Origin of the sequence: Streptomyces griseorubiginosus, assembly GCF_036345115.1 — a bacterium.
Lineage (GTDB): Bacteria > Actinomycetota > Actinomycetes > Streptomycetales > Streptomycetaceae > Streptomyces > Streptomyces griseorubiginosus_C.
This window is the reverse complement of sequence record NZ_CP107766.1, coordinates 4,643,693-4,663,953: the sequence shown is the minus strand read 5'-3', so window position 1 is coordinate 4,663,953 and position 20,261 is coordinate 4,643,693. Positions and strand designations below refer to the sequence as shown.

Below are 20,261 nucleotides of genomic sequence, written 5' to 3'. Positions count from 1 at the left end.
CGACCGCGGCCCGAATCCCAGAGCCGGCCGCTGTCAGGTCACTGTCGGTTTCCCGGGGGCTCCGGCACCCCTGGGTGCCGGTAGCCGCCCGCCGCCCTCACCCCCCTCGGTACGCTTACGCCCATGTACGGCTACGACCAGAACGCTGGCGCCCAGCAGCAGTACGGCGTCCCACCGCAGCAGCCCATGGCCGGCGGTGTGGGCGGGTACGGCCAGCAGCCGCCGCTGTACCCCGAGCCGTCCCCGCCCTCCCTCGCGGACGCGGTGCGTGCCTTCACCACCGGGCAGATGGCGGCCGAGGACTTCCAGCAGGTCTTCGCCACGTCCAAGGTCTACTGCCCGCGCGGCGACAACCCCGGGTTCCTCGCCCTGCACAACACCCAGCAGCCGGTGATCCCCATGTTCACCACGCTCAAGGAACTGCGCAGGTACGCGGGCAAGGAGTCCAAGTACTTCGTGATCACCGGCGCCGAGGTCCTCGACCTGCTGCCGACCGGGTACGGGTTCGTCCTCGACATGGAGGGGGAGCACCGGATCGTCTTCGACGCGAAGGCCGTCGAGCAGATGGTCGAGTTCGCGATGCGGCGGATGTACGGCTAGACACGCGCCCTCGGGAAGTAGACGCGCGCCCTCGGGAAGTGGACGCGCGCCCTCGCGGAGCCGGCGGGGTGAGCCGCGGCTCAGGAAGCCGGCGCTTCGAGCCGCAGTGACAGGCCGTCCAGGACGATGTCCAGGGCGGCCTTGAACTTGGCCTCTCTGAGGGCCGCCGGGTCCGTGGTCACCGCCTCCTCCGTCTCGGCGTGGCTCCGGGACAGGTGACTGTGGGGGGCCGTGGCCTGCTGGACCGCCGGCAGGAGGCGGGCGATCAGCCCGGACTCCGACTCACCGGAGCGGGCCACCGTGGTGAGCCAGGCCGCTTCCGTGGTGCTCATGCCGATCACGTACGACAGCACCGCGTCGATCGCCGTACCGGGATCCGGGAATCCGGCGGCCGTGAACAGGGCCGCCAGCCGCTCCGAGTAGGACATCAGGTTGGGGCCGAGATAGGCGAGGCCCGCCTGGCCGAGGACCGGGGGCAGCCAAGGGTGCCGTAGCGCTGTCGTGCGGAAGGAGCGGGCCGCCTCCGTGACGGCCGCGCGCCAGTCGGGGCCGTCCGCCGACGGGACGTCAATCTCCGCGGCGACCTCGTCCACCGCCAGCTCCATCAGCTCGTCCTTCGTGGCCACGTGCCGGTAGAGGGAGGCGGCGCCCGCGTTCAGCCGGGTGGCGAGCTTGCGCATGCTCAGCGCCTCGACGCCCTCCGCGTCCAGCATGACGATCGCCTCGCGCACGATCGCGGCACGGCTGAGCGCCGGCTGATCGGACTCCCGCTGGGGGCGGGCCCAGACGGAGGGGATGGGGCTCGGCTTCGTCGGCATCGGTGCTCCTCCGGGGTATCCGGCTGTCTGGCCCTCTGGCCCTCTGGCCGCCTGGCCCTCTGGCCGTTTGGTCCTCTGGCCGTTTGGTCCTTCGGCCGTGGCCGACCTGTTGCGTACGTCGTTCGCGTCGAGCGTACATCAGTCGGGGGTTGCGAACAGCGTTCCGCTGTGCGTACAGTGTTCGCAACGAAGGAGCGGTGTTCACGCAGCCGTGTCCATAAAGCCGTGTCCATAAAGCCGGAGGGGAACTGTCATGGACGCCTTGGAAACCCGCGATCCACGCCGCTGGTGGATCCTGGTCGTGCTCTGCCTGAGCAGCCTCGTGCTGGTCGTCGACAGCATGGCGCTGACCGTCGCGGTGCCCGTGATGACCGAGGAGATCGGCGCGAGCGCCCAGGACACCCAGTGGATCCTGGACTCCTACATCCTCGTCTTCGCCGGCCTCCTGCTCACCTCCGGCAGCCTCGGCGACCGCTTCGGCCGCCGCCGGGTCATGCTGATCGGGCTCCTGCTCTTCGGAGCCGCCTCCCTGGCCGCGACCTGGTGCACCACCCCCGGCGAGGTGATAGCCGTCCGGGTCGCGATGGGCCTCGGCGGCGCGCTGATCATGCCCTCCACGCTCTCGATCCTCATCACCGTCTTCGCCGAGGACGAACGCGGCAAGGCGATGGCCGCCTGGAGCTCGGTGGCCATGCTCGGACTGGTCGGCAGCCCCGTGCTGGGCGGCGTCCTCATCGACCACTTCTCCTGGCAGTCGATCTTCCTCCTCAACGTGCCGGTGGTCGCCCTGGCGCTCATCGCCGGCGTGACCCTGATGCCGGAGTCGAGGGCGCCCTGGCAGAAGGCCGACCCGCTGGGCGCGCTGCTCTCCGCGGCCGGCATGACCGCCCTCGTCTGGTGGATCATCGAACTCCCCCAGCACGGCCCCTGGACCGCCGCACTGCCCGTCGCCCTCGTGTCCCTGACCGGCTTCGTGATCTGGGAGAACACCACCAGGTCCCCCATGGTCCCGCTCGTCCTCTTCAAGCACCGCGACTTCAGCGGCGGTTCGCTCTCCCTGGCCCTGGTCCAGATCGGCAACGGCGGCCTCCTGCTCGTCCTGACCCAGTACCTCCAGTTCGTGCTCGGCTACTCGCCCGTCAAGGCCGGCCTGGCCTTCCTGCCGCTCGCGGTCACGGCCCTCCTCGGCAACGGCGCCGGGGTCAAGCTCGCCGCGAAGTACGGCAACCGGTGGGTGATCCTGGCGGGCATGCTGGTGATGGCGGCCTGCTTCGCCCTGCTGACCACGGTCACGGCGGACTCCGGCTTCACCGTCCCGGCGGTGGCACTCGGCCTGCTCGGCCTCGGTGCGGGTCTGGCGATGCCGGCCGCGGTGGCCGCGCTGATGGGTACCATCCCCGAGGACAAGGCGGGAGTCGGCTCGGCCCTGAACGACACCGTCCAGCAGGCGGGCACCGCACTGGGCATCGCGATCCTCGGCTCGCTGCTGTCGAGCGGGTTCGCGGACCGGATGCCGGAGGGGACGCCGGAGCAGGCGAGGCACTCGATAGCCGGAGCGGTGGCCCTGAAGGACCCGGCTCTGGTGGCGGCGGCCCGCGAGGCCTTCACCGCCTCGATGTCCATGACCTTCACGGTCAGCGCGATCGGCGTCCTGGCGGCGGCGGTGCTGGCGGCGCTGGTGATGCGGGGCGACCGGCGGACACCGAAGGAGACGACTGATCGCGAACCGGCACTCGCCGCCTGACCTCTTCAACGGGTCGAGGACGCGGAGAAGCCTGGAGGGAATGCCCTCCGGGCTTCTGCCGTTGAGGGTGGCAGAAAGTTCAACGCTCAACTAAACTCGAACCACAAGGAGGTACCGACATGCCTGCAGTGACTGTCGACAACCCGCTGACCCTGCCGCGCGTGGCCGCGACGGCGGACGCGGTGGCCCGTCCCGTCCTCGGCGTGACGACCGCGCCGAGTGGCTTCGAGGGCGAGGGCTTCCCGGTGCGCAGGGCGTTCGCGGGGATCCATTACCGGCACCTGGATCCGTTCATCATGATGGATCAGATGGGGGAGGTCGATTACCCTGCCGGCGCCCCGAAGGGGACCCCCTGGCATCCGCACCGTGGCTTCGAGACCGTCACGTACATCATCGACGGCACCTTCATCCACCAGGACTCCAACGGTGGCGGCGGCACCATCACGAACGGTGACACGCAGTGGATGACAGCAGGCTCCGGCCTCCTGCACATCGAGACTCCGCCCGAGTCGCTCGTGAAGTCCGGCGGCCTCTTCCACGGCCTCCAGCTGTGGGTGAATTTGCCGGCCAAGGACAAGATGAAGGACCCGCGCTACCAGGACATCCGGGGTGGCCAGGTCCAGCTGCTGACGTCGCCGGACGGCGGCGCTCTGTTGCGGGTGATCGCGGGCGAGCTGGACGGGCACCAGGGGCCCGGCATCACCCACACGCCGATCACGATGATCCACGCGACGCTGGCACCGGGTGCGGAGATCACCCTGCCGTGGAGTGAGGAGTACAACGCTCTCGCGTACGTCCTGGCGGGCCGTGGCAGCGTGGGTGCCGAGCACCGTCCCATCCACTTGGGCCAGACCGCCGTCTTCGGCGCCGGTTCGTCCCTGACCATCAGCGCGGACGAGAAGCAGGACTCCAACGCGCCGGCCCTCGAGGTCGTCCTCCTGGGCGGCCGGCCGATCCGCGAACCGATGGTCCACTACGGTCCGTTCGTCATGAACACCCGTGAGGAACTCCAGCAGGCCTTCGACGACTTCCAGAAGGGACGGCTGGGGACGATTCCCGCCGTGCACGGAATGTCGGAGGGCGGCCTGTAGGAGCGTGACCCGCTCCGTCGGTCGGGCTTGATGCCGCAGGAACGTCTGCGGCATCAAGCCCTTCCTCCCCGGTAGTCAGCGCGGCGCGTCGAACGTGACGCCGCCTGCCCAAGTGATGCTGACGCGTGACTCGGTGGGCACGCTCCGGCCCGCGTGGCGATAGGCCTTGCGCACCTCGACACGGTTCAAGAAGAGCCGGAAGAAGGCGCGTTTGTCGTCACGGGTGGCGTTCCACCACCACGATCCTGGGCCGACAGGGTCGGCTCCCTCCGGTGGCAGCCAGGTGCAGCAAGGGAGTTCACCTGGACTCAGCTCTTCGATTCGGACGCGTTCCTGTTCTTGCTCGTACCGTGCTGTGGCATGGGTGAGAACGGCCTTGGCCGCTTCGTCGTGCTGGGCCGCCGCGATCATGGCGAGAACCTGGCGGGCGAGGTACTCCTCGATGCCCTTCGCGCCGATGGTGACTGTCCCCATGTGCCGGCCTGGTTCCACAGCCCGGCGACGGCACCGGTAGTGCTTCTTGAAGCCGCTTCCACCGTGTGTCATGTAGGCGCCGCACTCGCAGTACAGGAGTTTCATGGCCGACAGGGCCCCTGCGGCTCTGCCATGCCAGTCCCCACCGCCGGGATGACGGTCTCGCAGCCACTGGTGGACGCGGTACCACCGCTCGGGGCTGACGATCGGCTCGCACATCGTCACGGGGTTTCCCCGGTCGTCCCGGACGACGCGATACTCGACGACCTTGTTGCTCGGTGTGCCGTCACGGCGGACCCCATACCTGCTCTCACAGGCGAACCCGGCGATGCGGGGATCGACCAGGATGCGCTTCAGGGTCCTGTCGTCCCAGGCGGCGTCGGCGTGCCGTTGCGCGGTCTTCCTGCCGCGGGTCAGGTGGCCTTCGGCATCGAGGCGGCGGGCGAGGTTCCAGCAGGAGCCGGACGTGTCGTCCGTCGCGATCCATTCCTCGACGATGTCCACGATGCGGCGGACGATCGGTGCTTCGTGATTTTCGTCAGGCGTGAGGACCTTGACGCAGACGGGCTTTCCCTCGGGGGATCTACGCGTCTCACGGACGAGGGTGAAGCCGAAGGGGACCTTGCCGGTGTAGCCGCCCAGGCTGGCCTCCAGTGCCTTGGCGGCTTTGACGGCGCGGCTCTTGTTCATGCTCTCGTCGTGGCCGGCCTGCAGCTTGAGCAAGAGTTCCATCAGCGCGAGCGGGTTGTCGGTGTGGAACTCGCGACGCTCGCCGACGCTGATGATGCGCACACGGTTCGTGAGGAGTGGGCGAAGTTCGTCGTACGTCTCCGCGGGGCTCTTGCGGCTGAGCCGGGACATGTAGTGCACCATGATCACGTTGATGCGCCCGGCCCGGACATCGCGCAGCAGCCGTCCGTAGCCGGGGCGTTCCACGTTTTTGAAGGCGCTGATCCCCAGGTCCTCGTAGACCTCGACGTGAGCGGGCGGGACGTCCCACGACTCCAGGGCCTTCAGGCATTCTCTGTGCTGAGCCGCGGTGCTGGCCTCGCTCCCGGTGACACGGAGTTCGGATTGGCGTAGGTACACCCCCACCCGGATCGCCATGCCGGTTACGGCTTCGGGGCGTGCGGGGGTGCGCAGGACAGCGCTAGGGTCGCTGTTATCCATGAGATCGGTCCGTTCGATCCTGTGGTGAGACCCCGGCGGGTGCTGCGAACACCCGGCCGGGGTTGTTTGTCAGGGGAACGTTAGGTGATCACTACGGAACGTCGCAGCCCATTGCGGAAAGTGATCAGCTCTGCTGTCGGCGGCTCGCCCGGCTGTCCGCCTCACTGCCCGGTCGCGCCGGGTGCGGAGATCACGCCGCCCTGGCGGGAGGACTTCAACGGGCTGGCGTACGTGCTGGCGGGGCGCGGGAGTGTCGGTGCCGGTGGCTCCCTCAAGGTCCGCGGGCTGTAGGGCACGCGCTCGGGCCTCAGGCCGTGCTCTCCGGCTTTTCCCAGGTGGTGACGTCCATGGTGACCGACGACAGGCCGCCTGCGTAGTTCACGTCGTCCGCCTGCCAGCCGAGGATCGTGAGGGCGGCGACCCGGTTCTCGTCGGTGAGCACGCAGGCCGTGAGGCCCCTGCGGATGTTCTTCTGGTCGATGGTGAAGCCGAAGGCGGTGGCCGCGGCGCAGCTCTCGGCGGTCGCGGTGCCGTTGACGGTGGCGAGGTCGCCGTTCTCGCCGGCGATGGTGTAGCCGTCGTCGGCGTTCGCCGGCAGGGAGAAGATGATGTCGGGGGAGCCGTTGGTGAAGTCCAGGTCCACGTTGGAGCCGGACCGCAGGACGACCTTGCGGTGTTCCCGTACCGCCGTCACCTCGGCTCCGGCTGCCTGGGGGGCATCCGGTGTGGGGGACACCGGCGGCCCGGACCTCGTCGGTGCCGTCGCGGCGGTGTCGGCCGCGCCCGCTGTCACGCTCGTGCCGGGTGTCACGCCCGTACCGCTCGGGTTGCCCTGGCTCTGGCCGGACAGCGTCGCGTAGGCCGCCGCGCCGGCCGCGGTCAGCCCGGCGAGGGCCAGCAGGGCTATGGCCGAGCCCTTGAACGAGAAGCCGCTCTTCCCCAGCGTGATGTGGTTGGAGGGTTCGCGTTGGGCGCCTTCGTACGACAGTGAGAACGAGGACCCCTTGCCACGGTCCTTCGGGGATGCGGGCTTGCCCATGCGACGTCCTTGCGTGCGGCGGATCACGGCCAGGGCACACATCGTGCAGGCGGTGCGGCAGCCGTCGCCGCCAGTCGCCGGGTGGTCACCAGAAAGGGTGATGGTGTGGCGCGTGTTGACACCCGCGCCCTGTCCCCGTGCTAGGCGGAGGGCTCGCCGGAGGCCCCGTCCGACAGCTCGCCCGAGGTCAAGCCCGGGGTCTCGCCCGAGGTCAAGCCCGGAGTCTCGCCCGGGGTCTCGTAGAGCTCGAACCAGATGCTCTTGCCCTCGCCCCGGGGGTCCACGCCCCACAGATCCGCCAGCAGCTCGATCAGCATCAGGCCGCGGCCCGAGGAGGCCAGTTCGCCCGGGCGTCGCTTGTGGGGGAGGTCGTCGCTGGTGTCGGTGACCTCGACACGCATCCGCCGGTCGCCGGGCTCGCCGCGGACCTCGGCGAGGAGCAGCGCGTCCGCGTCGGTGTGGACCAGGACGTTCGTCAGCGTCTCGGAGAGCAGCAGGACCGCCGAGTCGACCTGGTCGGCGGAGGGCCAGTCGTGCAGCAGCTCGCGCAGCTGCTGGCGGGCCACCGCGATCCGTTCCGGTTCCGCCTGGGCCACCGAGAGCATCGTGCGGCGGACGGAGGGCCGTGGGGCGGCCGGGTCGCCGCCGGTCTGCGACTGCCGGTGCAGCAGGAGGACCGCTATGTCGTCCTCGCGGCGGTCGGCGAGGGGGCCGGTGGTGTGGTGGGAGGAGGGGCCGTGGACGGCCTGGACCAGGGCGTCGGCGAGTTCCTCCGTGCCGCCGTCGTGGGTCTCCAGGATCGTGCGGACGCGTTTCCAGCCGGTCTCGAAGTCATGGCCGCCGGTCTCGATCAGTCCGTCCGTGCAGAGCATCAGCGTCTCGCCGGGCTGGAGGACGATCCGGGTCGTGGGGTAGTCGGCGTCCGGGTCGATGCCCAGCGGGAGGCCGCCGGTCGTGGTGCGGGCCAGGACCGTGCCGTCGGTCAGACGGATCGCAGGCTCGGGATGGCCGGCCCGGGCCACCTCCAGGGCGCCGGTCGCCGGATCGACCTCGATGTACAGGCAGGTCGCGAACCGGGTGTCGTTGGGGTCGCCGTCGCCGCCGTACGTCATGCCGTTGAGGAAGCGGGAGGCGCGGGAGAGGACCGCGTCGGGGCGGTGGCCCTCGGAGGCGTAGGCGCGCAGGGCGATGCGGAGCTGGCCCATGAGGCCGGCCGCCCGGACGTCATGGCCCTGGACGTCCCCGATGACCAGGGCGAAGCGGCCGCCGCCGGCGCTCGCGCGCGAGGTGCCGCCGGGCAGCGGGATCATGTCGTACCAGTCGCCGCCGACCTGGAGGCCGCCACCGGTGGGGACGTAGCGGGCGGCGACGGTCATGCCGGGTATCTCGGGGCCGAGGCTCGGGAGCATGGAGCGCTGGAGGCCGTCGGTGAGTTCCCGTTCGGACTCGGCCACGCCCGCGCGGGACAGTGCCTGGGCCAGCATCCGGGCCACCGTCGTCAGCACGGAGCGTTCGTCGGGGGTGAAGGCGACCGGGTAGGCGAAGCCCGCCATCCAGGCGCCCATGGTGCGGCCGGCCACCGTCAGCGGCAGGAACGCCCAGGACTGGCGGTCGAAGCGCTGCGCGAGCGGCCAGGTGACCGGGTAGCGGGAGCGGTAGGCGTCGGGGCTGGAGAGGTAGACGGCGCGGCCGGTGCGGACGACCTCGGCGGCCGGATAGTCGGTCTCCAGGGACATGTGGGAGAAGGGGCTCTCGTCGCCGGGCTGCTGGCCGTGGTGGCCGATGATCGTCAGCCGGTCGCCCTCGACGCCGAAGACGGCCAGGCCGTCGGGGCTGAAGCCGGGCATGGACAGGCCCGCGGCGACCCGCAGGACCTCGGCGGTGGAGCGGGCCTCGGCCAGGGCGCGGCCCGCGTCCAGCAGGAAGGCCTCGCGGGAGCGCCGCCAGTCCCCGGTGACCGCGGTGCGTCCGGCGGGGGTGCCGGGGGTCGGCTCGGTGACCTCCTGGAGGGTGCCGATCAGCCGGAACGACTTCTTCTGCCGGTCGTACGACGGCTTGGAGCGGCTGCGTACGGTACGGACCACCTCGCCCCGCTCGTTCATGATCCTGATCCGGACCTCGGCGAGGGTGTCCTCGGCGACGGCGAGCCCGACGACGCTGATGATCTCGTTCCAGTCGACGGGGTGCAGCCGGGCCCGGGCCTGGGCCTCCGTGAGGGTGGCCCGCTCGGCGGGCAGGCCGAGCAGCCGGGCGGCCTCCGCGTCGACCGTGACCAGTTCGGTGGCGGTGTCCCAGTGCCACAGGCCGGTCGCGAGGGCGGTGAGGACATCCCCCACGGCGGGCAGGGGCTCACCAGTGCGCATTGCCCCACTTTAAGAACAGGGGATCCGGGAGTGCCACTGTTGGCCGAGTCGTAATGGTGGGGAGGCGATCGCGGGGGCCCCGGTAGGCTGGGGCTCAGTTTCACGTGAAACACACCCCGATCCGCGAAGGCTGGATGAACGACGATGCATCGGTACAGGTCCCACACCTGCGGCGAGCTCCGCTCCTCTGACGTCGGCACCGACGTCCGACTGAGTGGCTGGCTGCACAATCGGCGCGACCTGGGCGGCATCCTCTTCATCGATCTGCGCGATCACTACGGCATCACGCAGCTGGTCGCCCGCCCGGGCACCGCCGCCTACGAGGCGCTGGACAAGGTCTCCAAGGAGTCCACGGTCCGCGTCGACGGCAAGGTGGTCTCCCGGGGCGCGGAGAACATCAACTCCGAGCTGCCCACCGGTGAGATCGAGGTCGAGGTCGGCGAGGTGGAGCTGCTCGGCGCGGCCGCCCCGCTGCCGTTCACGATCAACACCGAGGACGGGGTCAACGAGGAGCGGCGCCTGGAGTACCGCTTCCTCGACCTGCGCCGCGAGCGGATGCACAAGAACATCATGCTGCGGTCGTCGGTGATCGCCTCGATCCGCTCGAAGATGGTCGCCCTCGGCTTCAACGAGATGGCGACGCCGATCCTGTCGGCGACCTCCCCCGAGGGCGCCCGCGACTTCGTGGTGCCCTCCCGCCTGAACCCGGGCAAGTTCTACGCCCTCCCCCAGGCGCCGCAGCAGTTCAAGCAGCTGCTGATGATCTCGGGCTTCGACCGCTACTTCCAGATCGCGCCCTGCTTCCGTGACGAGGACGCGCGCGCGGACCGTTCGCCGGGCGAGTTCTACCAGCTCGACGTCGAGATGAGCTTCGTCGAGCAGGAGGATGTCTTCCAGCCGATCGAGCAGCTCATGACCGAGCTGTTCACGGAGTTCGGCGGCGGCCGCGAGGTCACCTCGCCGTTCCCGCGGATCCCGTTCCGCGAGGCGATGCTGAAGTACGGCTCCGACAAGCCGGACCTGCGGGCCAAGCTGGAGCTCGTCGACATCACCGACGTCTTCGAGGGCTCGGAGTTCAAGGCGTTCGCCGGCAAGCACGTGCGGGCGCTGGCGGTCCCGGACGTCTCCGCGCAGCCCCGGAAGTTCTTCGACCAGCTCGGTGACTACGCGGTCTCGCAGGGCGCCAAGGGCCTGGCCTGGGTGCGGGTGGCCGAGGACGGCTCGCTGTCCGGCCCGATCGCGAAGTTCCTCACCGAGGAGAACGTCGCCGAGCTGACCAAGCGGCTGTCGCTGGCCGCCGGGCACGCGGTGTTCTTCGGCGCGGGCGAGTTCGACGAGGTCTCGAAGATCATGGGCGCGGTCCGCGTCGAGGCCGCCAAGCGTGCCGGGCACTTCGAGGAGGGCGTCTTCCGGTTCTGCTGGATCGTCGACTTCCCGATGTACGAGAAGGACGAGGAGACCGGCGCGATCGACTTCTCGCACAACCCGTTCTCCATGCCGCAGGGCGGCCTCGAGGCCCTGGAGACCCAGGACCCGCTGGACATCCTGGGCTGGCAGTACGACATCGTCTGCAACGGCGTCGAGCTGTCCTCCGGTGCGATCCGGAACCACGAGCCGGACATCATGCTCAAGGCGTTCGAGATCGCGGGCTACGACAAGGAGACCGTCGAGGAGAAGTTCGCCGGCATGCTGCGCGCGTTCCGCTTCGGCGCCCCGCCGCACGGCGGCATCGCCCCCGGCGTCGACCGCATCGTCATGCTCCTCGCGGACGAGCCGAACATCCGCGAGACCATCTCCTTCCCGCTCAACGGCAACGCCCAGGACCTGATGATGGGCGCGCCGACGGAGCTGGAGGAGGCCCGGCTGAGGGAGCTGCACCTGTCGGTGCGCAAGCCGCAGCCGAAGTAGGACCCGGGCAGGACGAGAAGGGCTCGGAACCGGTGCCGGTTCCGGGCCCTTCCGGCATCACAGCAAGCCACAGTCCGCTCCCACGCCCATGACAGCCTTCTTACCTAACTTCCCTGTCCATGACGGGAAACCAGCCGGAACTCCAGCAGTCGGCCCCCGGGCCGAAACACAAGAAGGACCTGACGCGGCGCAAGGTCGTCGTGGCCGGTGCGGGCGCGGCCGTGGCGGTGGGTGCGGCGGGCACCCTCGCCGCGTCGGGTGCGTTCGCGGGCGAGACCACGGGCTCCGCGACGGCCTCCGCGAGCAGCACCTCCACCGCTGCGGAGGCCTGCTACAAGCTCACCTCGGAGACCACCGAGGGGCCGTACTACATCGACGCGGACAAGATCCGCCAGGACATCACCGAGGACAAGGAGGGCATCCCCCTCACCCTCCAGCTCAAGGTGATCGACTCCGAGACCTGCAAGCCCGTCGCCGACGCGGCGGTCGACATCTGGCACTGCGACGCGCTCGGCATCTACTCGGGCTACGAGAGCCTGTCGACCGGTGGCGGCGGCACCGCCCCGAGCGGCGCGCCCACCGGCACCCCCACGGGCGAGCCCCCGTCGGGCGCGCCCACCGGCGGCACCGGCGGCGGCGTCCACGAGGAACCCACCGACGACGAGCGCTATCTGCGCGGCACCTGGAGGACCGACCGGCAGGGCCGGGTCACCTTCAGGACGATCTTCCCCGGCTGGTACCGGGGCCGCTGCGTGCACATCCACACCAAGGTCCACGTGGACGGCACCTGGACCGACGCCGGTTACGAGGGCGGACACACCTGCCACACCGGCCAGTTCTTCTTCGACGAGGAGTCCGTCCTGGCCTCCGCCGAGGTCGAGCCGTACTCCACCAGCACCACCGAGCGCACCACGCTCACCGAGGACACGATCTACGACCAGAGCGGCACCACGGGCGGCCTGCTCAAGCTGAAGTACAGCAAGAAGAACATTGCGAAGGGCGTCATCGGCTCCATCACGATGGGCGTCGACCCGGACACGACGAACGACGGCACGTCGATCTGATCCACGCACGAACAGGCGCCCGGGACGGTGACGTCCCGGGCGCCTCGTGTGGTGCCGCCGGTGGCGAATCCCTCTGCTAGGAAAGAGACTTGTAGCCCTGCCAGCCGGTCGAGATCTTCGCCCGCGCCCCGAACGACCCCTTGCCGTCACCGTTGTTGCGCCACAGCACACCGCCGGTGTCGCGGGAGACCAGGTCCGTCTTGCCGTCGCCGGTGAGGTCCCCGACGCCGACGACGACGTTGTAGGAGCCGCCCCAGTTGGTGAACAGCTTCACGCGGGCCTTGAAGGTGCCGCTGCCGGTGCCCTCGTAGCGGTAGAGGACGTTGGACTTGTCCTGGGCGAGGAGGTCGCCGCGGCCGTCGCCATTGAGGTCGCCGACGCCGACGATCTTCTTGTAGCCCTTCCAGTTGTCGTAGAGCTTCACGCGCGCGGAGAGCTTGCCGGTGCTGGTGCCCTTGTAGAGGTACACCGTGCCGGTGGAGGCGTTGCGAGCGATCAGGTCCGGGCGGCCGTCCCCGCTGATGTCCCCGGGGGACGTCAGGATGTCGTACTGGTTCCAGCCGCTGGTGCCGAGCGAGGTGTACGACGTCGACGGCTTGACCGCCGACCCGCAGCCGGGCTTGTACAGGCGCAGGGCGCCGCTGCTCAGCCGGACCAGGACGTCGTTGCAGCGGTCCCCGTTCAGGTCACCGAAGGGGATCGCCTTGACGGTGGTGGGCCAGCCGCTCCCGCTGACCTTGGCCGCGAAGGCTCCCGTGGACGCCTTGCCCATCTGGAAGGTGAGCGCGCCCGAGGAGTTGAGGGTGAGGAGGTCACCGGTGCCGTCGGGGGTGGCCGAGGCGCCGCCGAAGTCCCGGGCGACGGCCGCACCGCCGGTCACGGTGACCGTGCCGGAGGCGAGCTTCACGGCCGAGGCCGCGCCCTCCTGGGTGGCCCTGAGGGTCCAGGTCAGGGGGCCGTTGGCGGCGTACGTCCCCGCTGTCGTACGGCCGTTCCAGCTCGCGGTCACGCCCAGGCCGGCCGGGGAACCGGTGAGCGTGCGGACGGTCCGGCCGGCCGTGTCGGTGAGGGTCACCGACCAGGACGAGGTGGGCCTGCTGAGCGTCCAGGCGGGCGCCCAGGCGTTGCTCGTGGCGGTGGTGCCCTTGAGCGGGGCGCTCGCCGGGACGCTCGAACCGCTGACGGCGAGGGCGGGCCAGGCGGTACGGCTGCCGAACAGGTGCCAGTTCGCGCTGTCGCTCGTGGCGCCGGACCAGACGGCACTGGCGGTGCCGTCCGCGCCGACGCTGATCTGACCGATGACGTCGGCGAACGAGGAGCCCGGCAAGGGCGTGGGCGTCGTCCACTGCCCGTCGCTTCCCACGGACTCCACCAGCCCCTGCGCGTTGCCCCCGGACTGCGGCCACAGGGCGTGCACGGTGCCGTCGGCGGCGATGGCGGTGTCGTACGCCTCGGACGCGTACCCCGTCGACAGGGTCTTCGCGGCCGACCAGGTGCCGGTCGCGGCGTCGCGGGTGGCGGTGCGGGCGCTGAAGGTGGTGGTGTAGTCGACCCAGACGAGCGTGACGTCGCCGTCGGGCGCGATGAGCGGTTCGGGGGTCGCGGCGAGGTCCTCGGTGGCGGTGACCGTCTCGGGCGCGGCCCAGGTGCCGTCGGCGGACCGGGCGGCGGTGAGGATCGTCTGGTCCTCGGACTCGTCGGTGCCCTTCCACGCGACGGTCACGGTGCCGTCGTCGGCCGCGCTGACCTCCGGGTCGCTGATCGACTGGTAGCTCGGAGTCGCGGCGGCGGGCGCGGTCCACGTGGTGGCGCCGGGTGCGCGGGAGGCCGTGCGCACCGAGGCGGACGGGCCGTCCGTCTGCTTCCACACGACGACGACGGTGCCGTCGGAGGTGACCGCGACACTCGGCGAGTGGGCGCTGTCGGCGCCGTCCGCGGCCGTGTCGCTGAGCTGTGCGGGTGCCGACCAGGTGCCGTCGGCGGCGCGGGTGGCCCCGTACACCTCCCACGGCGAGGTGGCGGAGTTCAGGCGCACGCTCCAGACCGCGGTGAGCGTGCCGTCCGGGGCCTCGGCGAGGTCGATGCCGCCGTCGCCCCAGGCCGTGTCGGTGCCGACGAGATCGACGGGCGTGGACCAGGCCGAGTGGTCGGCGCTGAGCACGGAGCTGACGACCCGGCTGTCGAAGGGCCCGGCGCCGGGCGAGGTCTCGTCGGGGTACTCCGTCCACAGCGCGGTGACCGTGCCGTCGGCGGAGGCGTGCAGCTTCACGCCGCCCGCCTCGTCCGGGGTGGTGGTGAGCAGGACCGGTGCGCCCCAGGTGTCGCTGTCGGCGGGGCGGACCGCCGCGTAGAGCTTGCGCTCGGTGGCGTCCGTGTCCGCGAACTGGTTCCACACCGCGACGGCGGACCCGTCGGCGGCGGTCACGAGGTCTTTGACGTGGGTGTCGGTGTCGGCGCCGGTGACGGCGGTGGCCGAGGTCCATGGGACGGGGACGGCCGGGGCCGCCACGGCCGTCGTCGGAAGCACGGCGCCGCCTGCCAGGGCCAGTGCCACCGAGGAGATCGCGACCGCCAGACGGCGGCGCGGCAGGGCGTATCTGCCCATGTGGGTTTTCCTCCCCCGCGAGGGCCCTTGCCCTCGCACAAGTGATCGGACGCTATCAGCGTTCGGGCCGGTCAGGGCAGCGGGACCAGAGCCATGGAAATTTCTTTGCGGTCGCGGCAACCCCCTTGATCCCGGCGGCCACTTGAGGACGTGAGAAGCGCCTTCACCGGTGTTTCACGAACCGCACATGTCCCACCCCCGCTCGTAAGGAATCTCCCCGTGGCCTCTGCCTCCCACCGCCGGTCCCTCCGCAAGCGCCGTACCCTGATCGCCTCCGCCGCCGTGGTGGCCGCGGGCGTCGGTGCGGGTGCCGTCGTGATGAACGCGAACGCCGGGACGGTCGACCTGTACCACCAGACGCTCGCCGCGAAGGACGGCTGGGCCTCCTCCGGCACGGGCACCACCGGCGGCACGAAGGCCGACTCGGCGCACACCTTCACCGTCTCCACGCGTGCGCAGCTCGTGAAGGCGCTGGGCTCGGCCACCGACACCACCCCGCGGATCATCAAGGTCAAGGGCACGATCGACGCCAACACCAACGACGCCGGCAAGAAGCTGACGTGCGCCGACTACGCGTCGGGGACGGGCTATTCGCTGACGTCGTACCTGAAGGCCTTCGACCCGGCGACCTACGGCCGCTCGAAGCTGCCGTCGGGCACCCAGGAGACCGCGCGGGCCGCCGCGCAGAAGAAGCAGGCCGCGAACATCGTCTTCAAGGTGCCCGCCAACACGTCGATCGTGGGCGTGCCCGGCACCAAGGCCGGGATCACCGGCGGCATGCTCCAGATCCAGAACGTGGACAACGTCATCGTCCGCAACCTCACCTTCGCCGCCACCGAGGACTGCTTCCCGCAGTGGGACCCGACCGACGGCGACGACGGCAACTGGAACTCCAACTACGACGCGGTGACCCTGCGCGGCGCCACCCACGTCTGGGCGGACCACAACACCTTCACGGACGCGCCCCACCTGGACTCCGCGAACCCCAAGCACTACGGCCGCGAGTACCAGATCCACGACGGGGACCTCGACATCACCAAGAGCTCGGACCTGGTGACCGTCTCCCGCAACCAGTTCACCAACCACGACAAGACGATGCTGATCGGCAGCAGTGACAGCGAGCCCAGCGGCAAGCTGCGGGTCTCGATCCACCACAACGTGTGGAAGGGCATCGTCCAGCGGGCGCCCCTGTCCCGTGTGGGCCAGATCCACATCTACAACAACTACTACGACGTCACCACGCTGAACGGCTACGCGCTCCAGTACAGCATCAACTCCCGCGCCAAGGCCCAGGTCGTCGCCGCGAACAACTACTGGAAGGTGCCGTCGACCGTGAAGGTCGCGAAGCTCCTGTCCGGCGACGGCACCGGCGCGATCGCGGGCAGCGGCAACCTGGTCAACGGCACGGTCACCGACCTCGTCGCCGCCTACAACGCCGCCTCCTCCAAGGACCTGAAGACGAGCGTCAACTGGACGCCGACCCTGACGGCGGGCCTGGAGTCCGGCGCCGCGGCGAAGAACCTGCCGACGACCCTGGCCACGACCACCGGCGCGGGCGTGCTCAAGTAGCACACAGGACACGCGAGGGCCGGGTGACCACGAGCCCCCGGCCCTCGCGTACCGGCGCACTCAGGTGTCGTAGGTCCCGTCCCACGGATCCGCGAAGGCGAGGCGGTCGGGGTAGAGCTCGGCCCACTGCTCACCCTCGTCCTCGCGGATCACCAGACCGAAGCGCACGCCCTCACGGGTGACGCTGAAGGGACGGATCGCGATGTCCGTGTAGGAACGGCGCGGAAGACTGCGGAGCAGCGTCGCCCGGTGCACCTGGGCCCGCGTCAGCGGGGAGGTGTCGCCGACCGGATCGCGCTGCTGCTCCGCCCAGGTCCCGGCGCACCAGATGTCCGAGTCGCGGTAATTGCCGTCCGCGTCGAAGGTGTGCAGGACCGCGTACAGGCGTTTCTGCTCTTCCCAGCCCTCCTCGAGGTGGAACCCCTCGGGGAAGGCATAAGTGATCGACGCCAGGAACTGACCCTCCGCATACCGCCCGATCGTCTCGGTGCGGTGCTTCGGCTCGTACGCGACAGGAATGACCCCGGGCACTGCCATGGCGCAAACCATACGGCTTGGCGGGGACACGGCGATGCCCGGGTCGGTATCCGGACGGCCTCCGAGCGGTCAGCGGTCCCGGATTACTCCGGTGCGCCGCCGAAGCGCTCCTTGTACGTCTCCAGGTCCTCGTCCGTCAGCTTGGCGAACAGGACCGGCGGGACCGTGAAGGGGACACCCGGGGTGAGGGCCGTCAGGGCGCGGGCCTCGTCGGCCGAGACCCAGGTGGCGGTGTCGGACGGCAGCGCGAACGCCTGGCGCATGGCGGCCGAGGTCGCCGGGATGAACGGCTCCGAGACCACCGCGTACAGGTGGATCAGGTTCATGGCCGTGCGCAGCGTCAGCGCAGCGCCGTCCTTGTCCGTCTTGATCTCCAGCCAGGGGGCCTTCTCCTCCAGGTAGGAGTTGCCCGCCGACCACAGCGCGCGCAGCGCGGCCGCCGCCTTGCGGAACTGGAGAGCCTCCATCTGCTGCTCGTACTCGGCCAGCAGACGGGCGATCTCCTCGCCCAGCTTCGCCTCCGCCTCGCCGGGCACACCGCCCGCCGGGACCTCCTCCCCGAAGCGCTTCTTCGAGAACGACAGCACCCGGTTGACGAAGTTGCCGAGGGTGTCGGCCAGGTCCTTGTTCACCGTGGCCGTGAAGTGCTCCCAGGTGAAGGACGAGTCGTCCGACTCGGGCGCGTTCGCGATCAGGAAGTAGCGCCAGTAGTCGGCCGGCAGGATGTCCAGGGCCTGGTCGGTGAAGACGCCCCGCTTCTGGGAGGTGGAGAACTTCCCGCCGTAGTACGTCAGCCAGTTGAAGGCCTTGACGTAGTCGACCTTCTTCCACGGCTCACGCACACCCAGCTCGGTCGCCGGGAACATCACCGTGTGGAACGGGACGTTGTCCTTCGCCATGAACTCCGTGTAGCGGACCTCGGTGTCGACGTCGTACCACCACGACTTCCAGTCCCGGTTCTCCGGGTCCAGGTCCGACCACTCCTTCGTCGCGCCGATGTACTCGATCGGGGCGTCGAACCACACGTAGAAGACCTTGCCCTCCGCGGCCAGCTCCGGCCACGTGTCGGCCGGGACCGGCACGCCCCAGTCCAGGTCACGGGTGATCGCACGGTCGTGCAGGCCCTCGGTCAGCCACTTGTGGGCGATGGAGGAGGCCAGCTGCGGCCAGTCCTTGTCGTGCCGGGCGACCCACTCGCGGACCTCGCTCTCCAGCTTCGACTGGAGGAGGAAGAGGTGCTTGGTCTCGCGCACCTCGAGGTCGGTGGAACCGGAGATCGCCGAGCGCGGGTTGATGAGGTCCGTCGGGTCCAGGACCCGGGTGCAGTTCTCGCACTGGTCGCCGCGGGCCTTGTCGTAGCCGCAGTGCGGGCAGGTGCCCTCGACATAGCGGTCCGGGAGGAAACGGCCGTCGGTCGGGGAGTACACCTGGCGGATCGCCCGCTCCTCGATGAACCCGTTCTCGTTCAGGCGGCGGGCGAAGTGCTGGGTGATCTCGACGTTCTGCGGCGAGGAACTCCGGCCGAAGTAGTCGAAGGCCAGCGCGAAGCCGTCGTAGACCGCCTTCTGCGCGTCGTGCGCCTGCGCGCAGAACTCGTCGACGGGCAGGCCCTGCTCCTTCGCGGCCAGCTCGGCGGGGGTGCCGTGCTCGTCCGTCGCGCAGATGTAGAGGACGTCGTGACCGCGCTGGCGCAGGTAGCGGGAGTAGACGTCCGCCGGGAGCATGGACCCCACCATGTTGCCCAGGTGCTTGATCCCGTTGATGTAGGGAAGGGCGCTGGTGATGAGGTGTCGAGCCATCGGGGGCTGCTCCCAGGTCGGTCGTGCGGGTGAGTCGCTTCGCGAGTCTTGAAATCGTATCCGACATGGGTGGGCCGCCCGCTTCCCGTTTTACGGGGTGGGAAGCGGGCGGCCGGTGGTGAGCCGTGGTGACCTTCGGGGGTTACGGGCGCCAGTTCGCCAGGATGCCCTCGTAGACCTCCGCGTCGGTGAGTTCCTTCGGGGTCTCGCCCGCGAGGAAGTGGGAGGTGTTGGGGAGCTTCAGCTTGCGGAGGTAGTCGAAGGCCTTGTTCTCCGGGTCACCGAAGGCGACGAAGGAGAAGAAGACGGCGGGGTGGCTCTTCGCCGCGTCCGTGAGGGCCTGGGTGGCGGGGGTCTTCGCGTCCGGGGCGCCGTCGGTCTGGAAGACGACCAGGGCGGGGGCGTCGGGGGCGTGCTTGGTGTGCTGCGCGAGGACTTCCTCGACGGCCGCGTGATAGCTGGTACGGCCCATGCGGCCGAGCCCCGCGTGCAGGTCGTCGATCTTGTTCTCGTGCTCGGTGAGGGTGAGCTCGCCGGTGCCGTCGAGTTCGGTGGAGAAGAAGATCACGTGGACCGTGGACTCGGGGTCCAGGTGAGCGGCGAGAGCGAGCGTCTGCTCTCCGAGGGCCTGAGCGGAGCCGTCCTTGTAGTACGCCCGCATGCTCGCGGAACGGTCCAGCACGAGGTACGTCCTCGCGGTGGTGCCGGTGAGCTCGTGCGCGGCGAGGGTGGCACCGGCGGCGTCGTAGGCACTGCGGAGGGCGGCGGGCACATCTTCTTCTTTCCCACCCGCACCACCCGTGCCGCTTTCGTCGTCGACTGCGGGTGACCCCTGTGGGGCGTCCTCACCGCCGGCGGCCGCGGGGACGACCACGGCGACCGGCTCGGCCTCGGCCTCGGGTTCGGGTTCGGCTGTCGGCTCTACGGCGGCCTCGGGCTCCGGGTCGGGGACGACCTCGACGACCGGCTCGGGGGCGGGGGTGGCCTCGGCGGCGGCAGGTTCCGGAGCGGGCTCGGGCTCGGGCTCGGCGGCAGCTTCCGCTTCCGGCTCCGGCTGCGGGGCCTGCGACTCCTCTTCCTCGGCCACCTCGGGGGCCGGCTCCTCAGCCACCGGCTCCTCCACGGCGGGCTCGGCCTCCGTCGCGGGTTCCTCGGAAGCCGTCTCCTCCGCGGCAGGTGCCTCTGAAGCGGTGTCCTCGGACGCGGTCCCGGCGACGGGCTCGGCGGAGACGTTCTCCTCGATGGCCGACTCCTCGGCAGACTCCTCCGTGACCACCGGCTCGGACTCGGACTCGGACTTGGTCTCAGTCTCAGTCTCGGTGTCGGGTGCTGCCTCCGCCTCCGTCTCCGAGGTCGGCTCATCCCCGGCCCCGGGCTGGTCCGCACGCCCTTCGGCGACGGGCTCCGAGTCCACGACATGCGATTCCACGGCCGCACCCGGCTCGGCTTCGGAACGGGGCTCCACCCCCGTCTCTCTGTC

Annotated in this window: 14 protein-coding genes and 1 pseudogene; 7 read left to right on the top strand and 8 right to left on the bottom strand. The window is 70.1% G+C overall.

What is annotated here, in order from left to right; all coding sequences use genetic code 11:
- Positions 1-123 precede the first annotated feature (123 nt).
- Complete coding sequence (locus tag OHN19_RS21005; RefSeq protein WP_330265677.1) at positions 124-600, top strand: SseB family protein; 477 nt, start codon at positions 124-126, stop codon at positions 598-600.
- Between the two features lie 80 nt (positions 601-680).
- On the opposite strand, the gene OHN19_RS21000 is transcribed toward OHN19_RS21005, so the two are convergent.
- Entirely contained in the window at positions 681-1,418 is a 738-nt protein-coding gene (locus OHN19_RS21000; RefSeq protein WP_330265676.1) for a TetR/AcrR family transcriptional regulator C-terminal domain-containing protein, read from the bottom strand.
- A gap of 253 nt (positions 1,419-1,671) precedes the next feature.
- Between OHN19_RS21000 and OHN19_RS20995 the strand changes: the two genes are divergently transcribed.
- A complete protein-coding gene (locus OHN19_RS20995; protein WP_330265675.1) occupies positions 1,672-3,162 on the top strand; it encodes an MFS transporter in 1,491 nt (496 codons plus the stop codon).
- Positions 3,163-3,281: 119 nt separating this feature from the next.
- Complete coding sequence (locus OHN19_RS20990) at positions 3,282-4,253, top strand: pirin family protein (RefSeq protein WP_330265674.1); 972 nt, start codon at positions 3,282-3,284, stop codon at positions 4,251-4,253.
- A 75-nt stretch (positions 4,254-4,328) separates the two neighbouring features.
- Here the strand turns inward: OHN19_RS20990 and OHN19_RS20985 are convergent, their stop codons facing one another.
- Complete coding sequence (locus OHN19_RS20985) at positions 4,329-5,834, bottom strand: recombinase family protein (protein ID WP_330294119.1); 1,506 nt, start codon at positions 5,832-5,834, stop codon at positions 4,329-4,331.
- Between the two features lie 225 nt (positions 5,835-6,059).
- Here OHN19_RS20985 and OHN19_RS43935 point away from each other — a divergent pair.
- Positions 6,060-6,158, top strand: a pseudogene (locus OHN19_RS43935) (pirin family protein); the annotation flags it as partial.
- 46 nt (positions 6,159-6,204) lie between these two features.
- On the opposite strand, the gene OHN19_RS20975 reads toward OHN19_RS43935, so the two are convergent.
- Positions 6,205-6,936 (bottom strand): hypothetical protein, encoded by a 732-nt coding sequence (locus tag OHN19_RS20975; protein ID WP_330265672.1) that lies wholly within the window; start codon positions 6,934-6,936, stop codon positions 6,205-6,207.
- Positions 6,937-7,076: 140 nt separating this feature from the next.
- Entirely contained in the window at positions 7,077-9,299 is a 2,223-nt protein-coding gene (locus OHN19_RS20970) for a SpoIIE family protein phosphatase (RefSeq protein WP_330265671.1), read from the bottom strand.
- A 144-nt stretch (positions 9,300-9,443) separates the two neighbouring features.
- Between OHN19_RS20970 and aspS the strand changes: the two genes are divergently transcribed.
- Positions 9,444-11,207 (top strand): aspartate--tRNA ligase, encoded by a 1,764-nt coding sequence (gene aspS / locus OHN19_RS20965; protein WP_330265670.1) that lies wholly within the window; start codon positions 9,444-9,446, stop codon positions 11,205-11,207.
- Between the two features lie 119 nt (positions 11,208-11,326).
- Positions 11,327-12,271 carry an intradiol ring-cleavage dioxygenase gene (locus OHN19_RS20960; RefSeq protein WP_330265669.1) on the top strand — a complete coding sequence of 315 codons (945 nt, stop codon included), beginning with the start codon at positions 11,327-11,329 and terminating at the stop codon, positions 12,269-12,271.
- 76 nt (positions 12,272-12,347) lie between these two features.
- Here OHN19_RS20960 and OHN19_RS20955 read toward each other — a convergent pair whose 3' ends face one another.
- Complete coding sequence (locus OHN19_RS20955; RefSeq protein WP_330265668.1) at positions 12,348-14,876, bottom strand: FG-GAP-like repeat-containing protein; 2,529 nt, start codon at positions 14,874-14,876, stop codon at positions 12,348-12,350.
- 219 nt (positions 14,877-15,095) lie between these two features.
- On the opposite strand from OHN19_RS20955, the gene OHN19_RS20950 reads away from it, so the two are divergent.
- Positions 15,096-16,445, top strand: coding sequence for a polysaccharide lyase family 1 protein (locus OHN19_RS20950; RefSeq protein WP_330265667.1), 1,350 nt, complete (start codon positions 15,096-15,098; stop codon positions 16,443-16,445).
- A gap of 60 nt (positions 16,446-16,505) precedes the next feature.
- Here the strand turns inward: OHN19_RS20950 and OHN19_RS20945 are convergent, their stop codons facing one another.
- The 3 genes from OHN19_RS20945 to OHN19_RS20935 form a co-directional block, all read right to left on the bottom strand.
- Complete coding sequence (locus OHN19_RS20945; RefSeq protein ID WP_330265666.1) at positions 16,506-16,982, bottom strand: hypothetical protein; 477 nt, start codon at positions 16,980-16,982, stop codon at positions 16,506-16,508.
- 83 nt (positions 16,983-17,065) lie between these two features.
- Positions 17,066-18,781 carry a methionine--tRNA ligase gene (gene metG / locus OHN19_RS20940; RefSeq protein ID WP_330265665.1) on the bottom strand — a complete coding sequence of 572 codons (1,716 nt, stop codon included), beginning with the start codon at positions 18,779-18,781 and terminating at the stop codon, positions 17,066-17,068.
- A gap of 142 nt (positions 18,782-18,923) precedes the next feature.
- The gene (locus OHN19_RS20935; RefSeq protein WP_330265664.1) at positions 18,924-20,195 is read right to left on the bottom strand and encodes a VWA domain-containing protein; all 1,272 of its coding nucleotides are present in this window, start codon (positions 20,193-20,195) and stop codon (positions 18,924-18,926) included.
- Positions 20,196-20,261: the final 66 nt, after the last annotated feature.